This window comes from Streptomyces sp. CC0208, assembly GCF_003443735.1.
In the GTDB taxonomy this organism is placed as follows: Bacteria; Actinomycetota; Actinomycetes; order Streptomycetales; family Streptomycetaceae; genus Streptomyces; species Streptomyces sviceus.
Map to the genome: position 1 here is coordinate 3614300 of NZ_CP031969.1, position 13526 is coordinate 3627825.

Annotated in this window: 15 protein-coding genes and 1 tRNA gene; 2 read left to right on the top strand and 14 right to left on the bottom strand. The window is 68.5% G+C overall.

Annotated elements, in window-relative coordinates; genetic code table 11:
• Positions 1-103: 103 nt before the first annotated feature.
• The 9 genes from rplL to D1369_RS16350 all read right to left on the bottom strand — a co-directional run bounded on the left by rplL (position 104) and on the right by D1369_RS16350 (position 6154).
• A complete protein-coding gene (rplL, locus tag D1369_RS16310) occupies positions 104-487 on the bottom strand; it encodes a 50S ribosomal protein L7/L12 (RefSeq protein WP_007384049.1) in 384 nt (127 codons plus the stop codon).
• A gap of 126 nt (positions 488-613) precedes the next feature.
• Entirely contained in the window at positions 614-1144 is a 531-nt protein-coding gene (rplJ, locus tag D1369_RS16315; protein WP_007384048.1) for a 50S ribosomal protein L10, read from the bottom strand.
• 286 nt (positions 1145-1430) lie between these two features.
• Positions 1431-2282 carry an LppX_LprAFG lipoprotein gene (locus tag D1369_RS16320; protein WP_007384047.1) on the bottom strand — a complete coding sequence of 284 codons (852 nt, stop codon included), beginning with the start codon at positions 2280-2282 and terminating at the stop codon, positions 1431-1433.
• Positions 2283-2372: 90 nt separating this feature from the next.
• Complete coding sequence (locus D1369_RS16325) at positions 2373-3215, bottom strand: LppX_LprAFG lipoprotein (RefSeq protein ID WP_007384046.1); 843 nt, start codon at positions 3213-3215, stop codon at positions 2373-2375.
• Between the two features lie 113 nt (positions 3216-3328).
• Positions 3329-4054, bottom strand: coding sequence for a 50S ribosomal protein L1 (gene rplA, locus D1369_RS16330; RefSeq protein WP_007384045.1), 726 nt, complete (start codon positions 4052-4054; stop codon positions 3329-3331).
• Between the two features lie 86 nt (positions 4055-4140).
• Positions 4141-4575, bottom strand: a complete 435-nt coding sequence (gene rplK / locus D1369_RS16335) for a 50S ribosomal protein L11 (RefSeq protein ID WP_007384044.1) — start codon at positions 4573-4575, stop codon at positions 4141-4143.
• Between the two features lie 166 nt (positions 4576-4741).
• Positions 4742-5605 (bottom strand): transcription termination/antitermination protein NusG, encoded by an 864-nt coding sequence (gene nusG / locus D1369_RS16340; RefSeq protein ID WP_007384043.1) that lies wholly within the window; start codon positions 5603-5605, stop codon positions 4742-4744.
• Positions 5606-5685: 80 nt separating this feature from the next.
• On the bottom strand, positions 5686-5973 hold the full coding sequence (gene secE, locus D1369_RS16345) for a preprotein translocase subunit SecE (protein WP_007384042.1): 288 nt from the start codon (positions 5971-5973) through the stop codon (positions 5686-5688).
• Positions 5974-6081: 108 nt separating this feature from the next.
• Positions 6082-6154: transfer RNA gene (locus D1369_RS16350), tRNA-Trp, on the bottom strand.
• 248 nt (positions 6155-6402) lie between these two features.
• Here D1369_RS16350 and D1369_RS16355 point away from each other — a divergent pair.
• Positions 6403-7629 carry a pyridoxal phosphate-dependent aminotransferase gene (locus D1369_RS16355; RefSeq protein WP_007384041.1) on the top strand — a complete coding sequence of 409 codons (1227 nt, stop codon included), beginning with the start codon at positions 6403-6405 and terminating at the stop codon, positions 7627-7629.
• 116 nt (positions 7630-7745) lie between these two features.
• Complete coding sequence (locus D1369_RS16360; protein ID WP_007384040.1) at positions 7746-8786, top strand: adenosine deaminase; 1041 nt, start codon at positions 7746-7748, stop codon at positions 8784-8786.
• Between the two features lie 3 nt (positions 8787-8789).
• Here D1369_RS16360 and D1369_RS16365 read toward each other — a convergent pair whose 3' ends face one another.
• From D1369_RS16365 to D1369_RS16385, 5 genes are all read right to left on the bottom strand, one after another.
• Entirely contained in the window at positions 8790-9845 is a 1056-nt protein-coding gene (locus D1369_RS16365) for a UDP-N-acetylmuramate dehydrogenase (RefSeq protein WP_007384039.1), read from the bottom strand.
• Between the two features lie 488 nt (positions 9846-10333).
• Complete coding sequence (locus D1369_RS16370; protein WP_007384038.1) at positions 10334-11791, bottom strand: DHA2 family efflux MFS transporter permease subunit; 1458 nt, start codon at positions 11789-11791, stop codon at positions 10334-10336.
• An 89-nt stretch (positions 11792-11880) separates the two neighbouring features.
• Positions 11881-12450, bottom strand: a complete 570-nt coding sequence (locus D1369_RS16375; protein ID WP_205574475.1) for a TetR/AcrR family transcriptional regulator — start codon at positions 12448-12450, stop codon at positions 11881-11883.
• A 112-nt stretch (positions 12451-12562) separates the two neighbouring features.
• On the bottom strand, positions 12563-12991 hold the full coding sequence (locus D1369_RS16380) for a MaoC family dehydratase (RefSeq protein ID WP_007384036.1): 429 nt from the start codon (positions 12989-12991) through the stop codon (positions 12563-12565).
• 8 nt (positions 12992-12999) lie between these two features.
• Entirely contained in the window at positions 13000-13452 is a 453-nt protein-coding gene (locus D1369_RS16385; protein ID WP_007384035.1) for a MaoC family dehydratase N-terminal domain-containing protein, read from the bottom strand.
• Between the last annotated feature and the right edge of the window lie 74 nt (positions 13453-13526).

Sequence of the window (13526 nt, forward strand, 5' to 3'; positions counted from 1 at the left end):
CCGTGACCGCGCCTCCACGAACGCCGAAGAGCGACCACCCGGATGGATGATCGCTCTTCGGTGCTTGCGCGTTACAGGCCGATCGAAAAGGCCTGCAGAGGTGTTACTTGACCTCGACGGAGGCGCCGGCGCCCTTGAGGGACTCGGCAGCCTTCTCGGCGGCCTCCTTGGCGACCTTCTCGAGGACGGGCTTCGGGGCGCCGTCCACGAGGTCCTTGGCCTCCTTCAGACCCAGGGAGGTCAGCTCACGCACGACCTTGATGACCTGGATCTTCTTGTCGCCGGCACCCGTGAGGATGACGTCGAACTCGTCCTGCTCCTCGGCAACCTCGGCGGCGGCGGCCGGACCGGCCGGACCGGCGACGGCGACGGCCGCGGCGGCGGTGACGTCGAACTTCTCCTCGAAGGCCTTCACGAACTCGGAGAGCTCGATGAGGGTCATCTCCTCGAACTGCGCGAGCAGGTCTTCCTGGCTGAGCTTCGCCATGATGGGCGATCCTTCCACTAATTCGGCTGGTGCCGGTATGTACATGTCTGGCGGGCGTACGTTCGGCCCGCTACGACCGCTTCCTGGGGCGGGCTGCCTCAGACCGCGGTCATGAAGCGAGCCGAGTTACTCGGCACCGCCCTGCTCGTCCTGCTTGGCACGAAGCGCGTCCACGGTGCGGACGAGCTTCGACGGAAGCGCCTGGAAGACCTGAGCAGCCTGAGTCTGCTTGCCCTTGAAGGCGCCCGCCAGCTTGGCGAGCAGAACCTCGCGGGACTCGAGGTCCGCAAGCTTCTTGATCTCGTCGGCGGACAGCGCCTTGCCGTCAAGGACACCGCCCTTGATGACGAGGTTCGGGTTGTCCTTGGCGAAGTCACGAAGACCCTTCGCCGACGTCACCGGGTCACCGGTGATGAAGGCAACCGCCGTCGGACCGTTGAACAGGTCGTCGAGCGTCGAGATCCCGGCCTCGTTGGCCGCGATCTTGGTCAGCGTGTTCTTCACCACGGCGTACTGGGCGTCTTCACCGAGCGAACGACGCAGCGTCTTGAGCTGCGCCACGGTGAGACCCCGGTACTCGGTCAGCACGGCGGCGTTCGAGCTGCGGAACTGCTCCGTCAGCTCGGCTACCGCGGCAGCCTTGTCGGGCCTTGCCATAGAGCGTCGGCCTCCTTCCGGGTGATGAGGACCGCTCAGAAGGGGCTGCACAAAACGAAACGCCCCGGCGCAGGCGCACGGGGCGTAGCTCGACCGCGATCACATACGCAAGGCACGTGTTCCCGGGAGCACATCCACAGTCACCTGCGCGGGTCGTCCGCAGTTTTCAGCGGATCCTTCGGCCACCGCCCCCTCTTGCGAGGACACGGCAACGACCAGCGGTCTTTGGCTTCTGTAGGAGCGTACGGGACCGGATCCCTGTCAAGCAAATCCGGCCCTACGGCGCTCAGCTCTTCTGGAGTTCCTTCATCATCTCGGCCAGGTCAGCGGTGTCCTTCGCGGGCGGCGCCTCGACGGTCACGGGCTTGTTGTAGTCCAGGAAGGTGAAGGTCATGTCGAACTTGCCCTTGTCGGCGTCGCCCCGCATGCGGAACTGCTTGGCGTGGTTCTCGCCGTCGACCCACATGTCCATCGTGAACTTGTCCAGGCCCAGCTTCTCGAGCTGCTCGGTGCTCTTCTCGCGCTGCTCACGGACCGACTTGTCGGCGTCCTTGAAGGAGGCCTTGAGCTCGGCGAGGGTGACGTCGCCCGCGTAGTGGGTCGTCTTGACCCCGTCGACGGTCTCGGTGCCGACCTTCTTCACGTTCTTGGCGCCGTTGAGGAAGGACGACATGGAGGCCGGGTTCTGGTCGGCCTGGCCGGCGCCGGGCGCGGTGGCACCGAGGCCACCGTCCTTGCCGAGCGAGGACAGGTCGAACTTCATCCACTTCTTGCCGTCCATCTCCTTGGCCAGTTCGGCGTTGCCGCCGATGTACATGGCCTTGTCGACGAGACGGATCTCCGCGGAGCCCTGCCCGGCCGCGGTCATCTTCATGCTCATCGCGATGTCGGGCTTGGTCCGCATGGCGGCCTCGGCCTGGACCTGGCCCTGCTCGGGCATCTCGCCCTTCATGCGGTAGTGGAAGGAGGTGATGTCCTCCGTGTTCTTCGCCGCCTTGGCGACCGCAGCCGCGGGCGTCATCTCGGGCGACTCGTCACCCCCCTTGGAACAGCTCACCGCACCCGCGGCGAGAGCCACGGCGGCGAGCCCGGCGCCGATGGTCCGACCGCGCACGGAACGTCGTACAGAAGTAGCCATTGATTCCCCCCAAGGAACACATGGTCGATTCACAGCAAGACCGCGAGCTTATCCGAGAGGCTCGCGAGGGGTCCGGGAATTCCCTGCGGTTCAGGTGGGGTTGGTGCTCGACTGTGACAGGAGGGACTTGAAGTCCTCGGTGTCGGCGGCCGGCGGCTTCTGTACGGCGACCTTGACGCCGTAGTCGCTGTAGTGGGCGGTCTGGGTCACCCTGCCGTTCGCCGTGCTGGTCTTCTCGACCTTCTTGACCAGCAGGTTCCTGTCGTTGATCCAGATGTCGAGAGTCTCGGCGGTGACGTCGGCGTTCTGGAGGCGCTGCCGGAGCTCGGTGTCGGTGACGTCCTCGACGTCGACGGTGCCGGTGTAGTGCGTGGTGGCCTGGCCGTCCACGGTCTCCCGGCCGAGCTGGCGCACGTCGTCGGAGTCCAGCAGCAGCCGCACCGACTGGTTCGGGGTGGTGGAGCGCATCTGGTCGGCGAGGTCGGCGCCCCCGCCCAGGTTCTTCAGGTCGTCGTAGGCGTACCTGAGCCAGTGCTTGCCGCCCGTCTTGGCGGCGAAGGTGTCGCCCATGCGCGCGTAGTAGGCGTCGGCGAGGTAGCGGGCCTCCATGGACGTGACGCCGAGAGCGCGCATCGTCTCGGCCGCGGTGCCGCCGGTGTACTCGATGGTGAGGGACCCGGAGAGGCCGTCGCGCCAGGCGAGGGCGCCGTCGGCGGTGAGGGACAGCTGGGTGCCCATCACGGTGGTGGACCTCACCCGGGCGGTCCGGGCCCGCTCGGTGGAGCGTTCCGCGGTGCGCAGGGCCGGGAGGGAGGCGGGGGCCGAGGCCGTCCGCTTGCGCTCCGCGGGCCGGTCGGAGGAGCCGGAGGGCGTACAGGCGGCGAGTCCCGCCAGTGCGGCGGCCGTCGTGAGCCAGACCGTCGACCTCTTCATACGTCCCCCTGGTGCAAGTGCCCTGCTCGCACGCTAACTCAGAGCACAGCCCTCGCACATGGGAACGGGCCCCGCACCTCGGAAGGTGCGGGGCCCGTGAACCTGGCGGGGTCTCAGACCGCGGCCGGGTCCTCCTCGACGAGGAGGTTGCGGGTGCGGTTGGAGTCCAGCGGAATGCCGGGGCCCATCGTGGTGCTGATGGCGGCCTTCTTGATGTAGCGACCCTTGGCGGCGGACGGCTTCAGACGGAGGATCTCCTCCAGCGCCGCGCCGTAGTTCTCCACCAGCTTGGTGTCGTCGAACGACGTCTTGCCGATGATGAAGTGCAGGTTCGAGTGCTTGTCGACGCGGAACTCGATCTTGCCGCCCTTGATGTCGTTGACAGCCTTGGTGACATCGGGGGTGACGGTGCCGGTCTTGGGGTTCGGCATGAGACCACGGGGACCGAGCACGCGGCCGAGGCGGCCGACCTTGCCCATGAGGTCCGGGGTGGCGACGACGGCGTCGAAGTCCAGACGGCCCTTCGACACCTCGTCGATGAGCTCGTCGGCGCCGACGATGTCGGCGCCCGCGGCACGAGCGGCCTCGGCACGGTCACCGGTCGCGAAGACCAGGACCCGGGCGGTCTTACCGGTGCCGTGCGGGAGGTTCACGGTGCCACGGACCATCTGGTCGGCCTTGCGCGGGTCTACACCCAGACGGAAGGCGACCTCGACGGTGCCGTCGAACTTCGACGTGGAGGTCTCCTTGGCGAGACGGACGGCCTCGAGCGGGGCGTACAGCTTCTCCCGGTCGATCTTCTCGTCCGCAGCGCGAAGGGCCTTGCTGCGCTTGCTCACAACTGCTCCTGTGTGTTCTGAAAGGAGTCGTGGTACGGGCCGAGCAGGCCCTGCCACTTCTGCTTGAGGTGTACGGGGGGTGGGGCTCAGCCCTCGACCGTGACGCCCATGGAACGCGCGGTACCGGCGATGATCTTCGCGGCGGCGTCCAGGTCGTTGGCGTTGAGGTCGGGCATCTTGGTGGTGGCGATCTCGCGGACCTGCGCCTGGGTGATCTTGGCGACCTTGGTCTTGTGCGGCTCGCCGGAGCCCTTCTCCACGCCCGCGGCCTTGAGGATCATCTTCGCGGCCGGCGGGGTCTTGGTGATGAAGGTGAAGGAGCGGTCCTCGTAGACCGTGATCTCCACCGGGATCACCCAGCCACGCTGCGACTCGGTCGCGGCGTTGTAGGCCTTGCAGAACTCCATGATGTTGACGCCGTGCTGACCCAGCGCGGGGCCGACCGGCGGAGCCGGGTTGGCGGCACCGGCCTGGATCTGGAGCTTGATGAGCCCCGTGACCTTCTTCTTCTTGGGAGGCATAGCTCTCCGGGTCCTTTCGATTCGGGTCCTGCCTGTGTACGGGGACCACCCGGACGCAGGCATACCGCACAACGATAGCGGGTATAGATGCGCGGCCAAAAACCGAGCAGGTCAGACGAGCTGTGACAGCCCGCCTGACCTGGTCGGAAGCTCTGTCCGGAAGACGTCAGTTCTTCTGGATCTGGTCGAAGCTCAGCTCGACCGGGGTCTCGCGGCCGAAGATCTCGACGAGGCCCTTGACCTTCTTCGAGTCGGCGTTGATCTCGTTGATCGTGGCCTGCAGCGTGGCGAACGGGCCGTCGGTGACGGTGACCGAGTCGCCCACTTCGAAGTCCAGGACCTGGACCTCGACCTTGCGCTGCGGAGCGGGCTTGCCCTCGGCCTCGGCGGCCTCGCGGGCGGCCTTCTCCTCGGCCTCCGGGGCGAGCATCTTGACGATCTCGTCCAGGGTCAGCGGGTACGGGTCGTAGGCGTTGCCCACGAAGCCGGTGACGCCGGGGGTGTTACGGACGACGCCCCAGGACTCGTTCGTCAGGTCCATGCGCACCAGCACGTAGCCGGGGAGCTTGTTCTGACGGATCGTCTTGCGCTCGCCGTTCTTGATCTGCGCGACCTCTTCCTGCGGCACCTCGGCCTGGAAGATGAAGTCCTCGACGTTCAGCGAGACGGCACGCTGCTCGAGGTTGGTCTTCACGCGGTTCTCGTAACCGGCGTACGTGTGGATGACGTACCACTCGCCGGGGAGGGTCCGCAGTTCCTCGCGGAGGGCGGCGACGGGGTCGACCGGCTCGGCCGGCTCCTCCTCGACGAGCTCTTCCTCGTCCTCGTCCTCGACGGCCTCGACGTCGCCGCCGGACTCGGTCTCGGACTCGTCCTCAGCGTGGAGCGCGGCTTCCTCGGCAGGCTCGCCCGCTTCGGCGTCGGCAGCCTCGACCTCGTCCAGGTCCTCGTCCGCGCCCTCGACGATGTCGAGCTCGTCGTCGACAGACTCGTCGGGCTCGATGGCGTCGTTCAGGTTCTGGTCAGACACGGTGGCTGCTTCTTCCTGGATACAAGGGGTGGAACATGCGAAAAGGGGCGCCGGTAACCTCGGCGCCCTTCGCTCTGTGCTCAGCCGAATACGTACTTGGCGGCGTGGTTGAGTCCATAGTCAATCACGGTCACCAGGCCGATCATGACGAGGACGAAGACGATCACCACGGTCGTGTACGTCGTCAGCTGATTCCGCGACGGCCAGACGACCTTGCGGAGTTCTGCGACGATCTGCCGGTAGAAGGTCGCCAGACGCTTCAGCGGGCCCTTCTTGGCACGCTTACCGCCCTTGCGGGTCTTCTTCTTGGTCTCCGGCACTTCGTCCTGGGCGCCAGGCGTGTCGATGGAGCCCACGGCATCCGCCATTCGTCCTCACCTGTTCCCGGGTCGTGGCCGTGCCGCGCCCGGTTGGAGCCGCACGGCGGTGCATTGCTGTACGTACATGCGCACACATCCTGGCGAAGGTGTGTGTAGCAGGGCCGGAGGGACTTGAACCCCCAACCGCCGGTTTTGGAGACCGGTGCTCTACCAATTGAGCTACGACCCTTTGTGTGCCCCCCAACGTACCGCATCCGACCGAGTGCTCGGTGTGCACCTGGACGCGCGGCTGCTGAAGGCCAACGAGGTGAGAGTGTACGTGGTCCGCGGCCCCTCGTCGAACAGAAAGCGCCCGTACGGGCCTTGGGGGCGGAAGATCGTCCAGCGTGCGGGGCGAATCCGGACGGTTGTTCAGTCGTTGTTCAGTCTGTGAAACCCGTGTGCCGGAGAAGTTTCCGGTCTGGAACGATGGGCCCCATGAGCGCTGCAACCCCTCCCACCGAGCGCCGGGTCTCCGCCCGAGTCGGCGCGATCTCCGAATCCGCCACCCTCGCCGTGGACGCCAAGGCCAAGGCCCTCAAGGCCGCCGGGCGGCCGGTGATCGGCTTCGGCGCCGGTGAACCGGACTTCCCGACCCCGGACTACATCGTCCAGGCCGCGATCGAGGCCTGCTCGAACCCGAAGTACCACCGCTACACGCCGGCGGGAGGCCTCCCCGAGCTGAAGTCCGCGATCGCCGCGAAGACGCTGCGCGACTCCGGCTACGAGGTCGACCCGTCCCAGATCCTGGTGACCAACGGCGGCAAGCAGGCGATCTACGAGGCCTTCGCCGCGATCCTCGACCCGGGCGACGAGGTCATCGTGCCGGCGCCGTACTGGACGACCTACCCGGAGTCGATCCGGCTGGCCGGCGGTGTCCCGGTGGAGGTCGTCGCCGACGAGACGACCGGCTACCGGGTCTCCGTCGAGCAGCTGGAGGCGGCCCGCACCGAGAAGACGAAGGTCGTCCTCTTCGTCTCCCCGTCCAACCCGACCGGCGCCGTCTACAGCCAGGCCGACGCCGAGGCGATCGGCCGCTGGGCCGTCGAGCACGGCCTGTGGGTGCTGACCGACGAGATCTACGAGCACCTCGTCTACGGCGACGCGAAGTTCACCTCGCTGCCCGCGCTCCTGCCCGAGCTGCGCGACAAGTGCGTCGTCGTCAACGGTGTCGCGAAGACGTACGCCATGACCGGCTGGCGGGTGGGCTGGATCATCGGCCCGAAGGACGTCGTCAAGGCCGCGACCAACCTCCAGTCGCACGCCACGTCCAACGTGTCGAACGTCGCCCAGGTCGCGGCCCTCGCCGCAGTCTCCGGCAACCTCGACGCGGTCGCGGAGATGCGCACGGCCTTCGACCGCCGCCGCAAGACGATCGTCCGCATGCTCAACGAGATCGACGGCGTGCTCTGCCCGGAGCCCGAGGGCGCCTTCTACGCCTACCCGTCGGTCAAGGACCTGCTCGGCAAGGAGATCCGCGGCAAGCGCCCGCAGGACACCGTCGAGCTGGCCGCGCTGATCCTGGAGGAAGCCGAGGTCGCGGTCGTCCCGGGCGAGGCCTTCGGCACGCCGGGCTATCTGCGGCTGTCGTACGCGCTGGGTGACGAGGATCTCGTCGAGGGCGTCTCGCGGATCCAGAAGCTGCTGGCGGAGGCTCGGGACTGAGATCGCCGTACCCATGGGCCTCCCTCACATGAGGGGGGCCCATTTTTTTGTGCGAGCAAGACCACTAAAGAGGAAAGCGGTACCGGGACGGTGGTGACGTACGGCAGGATCCTGGAATGGAGCGTGTACGTGATGTCTCTGAGCTGCCGAAAGCCCATCTGCATCTGCACTTCACCGGTTCGATGCGGCCCGCCACCGTCCTGGAGCTGGCCGACAAGTACGGTGTACGGCTGCCCGAGACGCTGACCGAAGCACTGACCAGCGGGGAACCGCCGAAGCTGCGGGCGACGGACGAGCGGGGCTGGTTCCGTTTCCAGCGCCTGTACGACGCCGCCCGGTCCTGTCTGCGCGAGCCCGACGACATCCGGCGGCTGGTGCGGGAGGCCGCGGAGGAGGATGTGCGCGACGGCTCGGGGTGGCTGGAGATCCAGGTCGACCCGACGTCGTACGCGCCCATGCTCGGCGGACTGATCCCCGCGCTGGAGATCATCCTGGACGCGGTCGAGACGACCTCGCGGGAGACCGGGCTCGGGATGCGGGTGCTGGTCGCCGCGAACCGGATGAAGCATCCGCTGGACGCGCGCACGCTCGCCCGGCTCGCGGTGCGGTACGCCGACAAGGGCGTGGTGGGCTTCGGGTTGTCGAACGACGAACGCCGTGGCATGGCACGGGACTTCGACCGGGCCTTCCACATCGCGCGCGAGGGCGGGCTGCTGTCGGTGCCCCACGGTGGCGAGCTGAGCGGTCCGGCCTCGGTACGGGACTGCCTGGACGACCTGAGCGCCACGCGGATCGGGCACGGGGTGCGCGCGGCGGAGGACCCTCGGCTGCTGAAGCGGCTCGCCGACCGGCAGGTGACGTGCGAGGTGTGCCCGGCGTCGAATGTGGCTCTCGGCGTGTACGAGAAGCCCGAGGACGTGCCGCTGCGGAAGCTGTTCGAGGCGGGGGTGCCGATGGCACTGGGTGCGGACGACCCGCTCCTGTTCGGGTCCCGGCTGGCCGCCCAGTACGAGATCGCCCGGCACTGGCACGGGTTCTCGGACGCGGAACTGGCGGAACTGGCACGGCAGTCGGTACGGGCCTCGGCAGCCCCGGAGGACGTGAAGACCAAGCTGCTGTCGGGGGTGGACGACTGGCTCAGCGGCCCGGTCTCCTGAACGTCACAGGCTTACGCCCACCGTCACCGGCTCGTTGACCAGGGTGATGCCGAAGGTGTCCCGTACGCCCGTCACGACCTCCCGGGCCAGGGCGAGGAGGTCCTCCGTGGTGGCGGCGCCCCGGTTGGTGAGGGCCAGGGTGTGCTTGGTGGAGATACGGGCGGGGCCGGTGCCGTAGCCCTTGGTGAAGCCGGCCTTGTCGATGAGCCAGGCCGCGGAGGTCTTGGTGTGGCCGTCGCCCGCGGGGTAGGCGGGGGGTACGGCGTCCTCGCCGAGGTGCTGCTTCACGCGCGCGTGGAACTCCGCGAACTGGGCGGCCGTGAGGATGGGGTTGGTGAAGAAGGAGCCCGCCGACCAGGTGTCGTGGTCGTCGGGGTCCAGGACCATGCCCTTGCCGGCGCGCAGCTTCAGGACGGTCTCGCGGGCCTGGGTGAGGGGGACGCGGTCGCCGGGTTCCACGCCCAGGGTGCGGGCGGTCTCGGCGTACTTGACCGGCGCGGAGAGGCCGTTGGCGTCCTCCAGGTCGAAGCGGACGCGCAGGACGACGTAGCGGGCGGGGTCTTCCTTGAAGCGGCTGTGGCGGTAGGAGAAGGCGCAGTCGTCGTTGGTGAGGGTGACGGTCGCGCCGCTGTGGCGGTCGTAGGCGATGACCTCGGTGATGGTGGAGGACACCTCCTGGCCGTAGGCGCCGACGTTCTGGATCGGGGTCGCGCCCGCGGAGCCGGGGATGCCGGCCAGACACTCGATCCCGGCGAGTCCGGCGCGCACAGTGCGTGCGACGGCGTCGGTCCACACTTCGCCGGCGGCGAGCTCCAGGTGGGTGCCGGTGAGCTCGAAGCCCTTGGTGGCGATGACGAGTGCGGTGCCGTCGAAGCCCTTGTCCCCGATGACGAGGTTGGACCCGCCGCCGATGACGAGGAGGGGGGTGCCGGTGGCGTCAGCCTCGCGGACGACCTCGATCACCTCGGCGTCGGTCGTCGCGGTGACGAGCCGGGTGGCGGGGCCACCGAGGCGGAAGGTGGTCAGGGGGGCGAGGGGGGCGTCGTGTCGTTCCTGCACGGGGTACAGCGTACGGGGGCCGCGCCCGTCGGGGGTCTGGGCGGGTGCGGGTCCGGTGGGGGCGGGTGTTTGTGCGCAGTTCCCCGCGCCCCTGGGTGCCTGCGGCGCAGCTGCGGGTTCGGTGGGGGCTTGTGTAGCGCGTGCGGTGTGGTTTGGGTCGGGGCCGGGGTGGGGGGTATCCGTCCTCGGTCCGGCGGCTCGGTCACTTGAGCAGTGCTCTGTAACGGACGCCGGCCGCTGCGGGCGGACACCCCCCACCCCGTCCCCTTCCCGCCGTACGCGGCCAACGGCCCGCCGTGGCGCGCGGTCCGGCGAACGGTTCGTCGTGGCGCGGGTGACTGCAACCCCTAGGGGCGCGGGGAACTGCGCGACCAGCCACAACGCACCTGCACCCGCCTGACAACCTGACCCGGCACCCCCACAGGCGCCCCGCCCACGCCCAGCACCGCAGAAACGGCCCGCCCTCTCGGGCGGACCGTTCCAACAGGTCAGGCGCCCACCGTCTCCAGCGCTCGCGCCTCGTCGGGCGCCTCTGCCGTCACGACCCGCTTCCGGGAGGGAATCAGCAGAGCCGCAACCCCGGCGAGCGCCACCACGGCCGCTCCGGTGACCAGTGCCGGCCGCAGGCCGTCCACGAAGGACTGCCCGCTGTCGTATCCGCCCTGCGAGGAGAAGATCGACGCCATGACGGCGATTCCCAGCGCCCCGCCCACTTCACGCAGCGCGTTGTTGGCCCCGGACGCGATGCCCTGCTCCTTCGGCAGCACGCTCGACATGACCAGGTTGGACGCGGGGGCGAAGAACAGCGCCATGCCGATGCCGCTGAGGATGAGACCGGGAAGCTGTGCGGCGTAGGACGCGTCGACGGTGACCACGGACGCCATGTACGCGAGACCCGCCGCCTGGAAGAAGAGACCCGTGGCCACCACCGGCCGGCCCCCGATGCGGTCGGAGAGGATCCCGGCGATCGGCGCGACGAGCATCGGCATGCCGGTCCAGGGCAGCATCCGCAGACCCGCCTCGGTGGGCGAGTAGCCGAGGACGCCCTGCATGTACTGGCTGAGCAGGAAGATCGAGCCGAACATGCCGAGGAACATCAGGAGGCTGGCGGCGTTGATGCCGGAGAAGGCGCGGGAGCGGAACAGCCGCATGGGGAGCATGGGGTTCTTGGCCCGCGTGCTGTAGAGGACGAAGGCGGCGAGCAGCGCGGCCCCCGTGAACAGGGCCAGCAGGACCACGGAGTCGGTCCAGCCGTCGGACGGGCCGCGGACCAGGCCGTACACGATGCCGAAGAGTCCGCCGCTGGCGAGCAGCGTGCCGGGGATGTCGAGGCGCGCGCCGGTGCCGTGGGACTCGGCCAGGCGCAGGCGGGCGAGGGGCAGCAGGGCGACGCCGAGCGGGACGTTCAGCCAGAAGATCCACTGCCAGGAGATGTGTTCGGTGAGGCTGCCGCCGATGAGGGGTCCGGAGGCCACCGCGAGTCCGTTGACGGCGCCCCAGATGCCGTAGGCCAGCCCGCGCCTGGCGGCGGGGACCGCTGCCGTGAGGAGGGTGAGCGTGAGGGGCATCATGATCGCCGCGCCCACGCCCTGGACCGCTCGGGCGGCGATGAGGGAGTCGATGCCGGGTGCCAGAGCCGCGGCCGCCGAAGCGCCGGTGAAGATCGTGAGGCCGGTCAGGAAGAGCCGGCGGCGGCCGAAGCGGTCGCCGAGTGCCGCGCCGGTCATCAGCAGGACCGCGAAGGTGAGCGTGTAGGCGCTGACGGTCCATTCGAGGTCGTGCAGCGCTCCGCCGAGGTCGTCGCGGATGGAGGGCAGGGCGGTGGTGACGACGAGGTTGTCGAGGGCCGCCATGAATCCGGCGACGCTGGTGATGACGAGGGCCCAGACGGCTCCCCCACGACGTGCGGTCGGTGCTGCTTGCGGTTGGTGCGCTTGCTGTGACATCGCTCCCCCAGCTGATTGGTGATTAGTTATTGATTACTAAGTTTCTCGATCATGAAAAGGCGCCGGTGACGCCTCGTCCGCCGCGGGCCTCAGTGCTCCGGCCGGTCTTTGTCCCCTGCCGACGGGCCCATGCCCGCCCAGACCCGGTGCCCGGGCGGGAAGCCCATCGCCACCAGGCAGTTGATGAGCATTCCGTGAGCCAGGAAGGTCGTGGTCTCGTTCGCGTCGGCGCCGAGCGGCAGATGGACGGTATCCCACAGCCGCATCCAGCCGGCCCGCACCGTCTCCCCGAACTCGCTGTCGCCCTCCTGCTCGGCGGCGGCCACGGCGACGTACATCTGCATCTGCATCAGCAGCCACTCGGGCCGCTCCACGATGACCCGGGTGTACGCCTCCGCCATGGCATGCAGGGCCTCTTCGCCCTTCAGCCCCTTGGATGCCTCCTCGAAGGTGCGGATGGTGTCCTCCACGCAGCGCTCCGCCGTCGCCAGGAAGATCGCCCTCTTGCCCGGGAAGAGCCGGAAGAGATACGGCTGAGACACCCCGACCCGCTTGGCGATCGCCTCGGTCGACGTGCCGTGGTAGCCACCGCGGGCGAACTCGGCGGCCGCCGCACGGATGACGCTCTCGCGCCTCTCTTCTGCACTCATCCTGGCCATGCCAGTAAGTTAGTACTCAATCACTAACTTTGCAAGGGGAGGAGCTCCCTGACGTCGGTAAGGGGCGCCCCACCATGGAGAGCGCCCCTTACCCCGAGACCGTGTCCGGCTCTCAGGCCAGCCGTACGACCGCCCGCGACATCCCCAGCACCTTCTGCCCCGCACTGGTCACCGTGAGGTCCACGCGGACCGTGTTGTCGTCGAGCTTGGCGGCGACCTTGGCACTGACCTCGATCGTGGCGCCCTGGTCGTCGTTCGGGACGACGACGGGCTTGGTGAAGCGGACGCCGTACTCGAGGACCGCCCCCGGGTCGCCGGTCCAGTCGGTGACCACACGGATCGCCTCGGCCATGGTGAACATGCCGTGCGCGATGACGTCCGGCAGCCCGACCTCCTTGGCGAACTTCTCGTTCCAGTGGATGGGGTTGAAGTCGCCGGAGGCGCCCGCGTACTGGACGAGGGTGGCGCGGGTCACGGGGAAGGTCCGGGCCGGAAGCTCGGTGCCGACCTCGACGTCGGAGTAGGAGATCTTCGCCGTCATCTGCTGCTTCACGCCTCCTCTGCCGCGCGGGCGACGAGCTTCGTCCAGGCGGTCACGACGTGCTCTCCGGCCTCGTCGTGGACCTCGCCGCGGATGTCCAGGATGTCGTTGCCGGCCATGGACTTGATGGCCTCGATGGTGGAGGTGACGGTCAGTCGGTCACCGGCGCGCACAGGGCGGACGTAGGCGAACTTCTGGTCGCCGTGCACCACGCGGCTGTAGTCCAGGCCGAGCTGCGGGTCCTGCACGACCTGTCCCGCGGCCCTGAACGTGATCGAGAACACGAAAGTCGGCGGGGCGATCACGTCAGGGTGACCGAGTGCCTTGGCGGCCTCCGGGTCCGTGTACACGGGGTTGATGTCCCCCACCGCCTCGGCGAACTCGCGGATCTTCTCCCGGCCCACCTCGTAGGGGTCGGTGGGCGGGTAGGTCCGCCCCACGAAGGACTGGTCGAGCGCCATGGGCTCGGCACCTCCTGGTTGCTCTACTGACCGGTACGGGGTCGCTCAACGACGCGAGGCCGCCCCCGATCTCT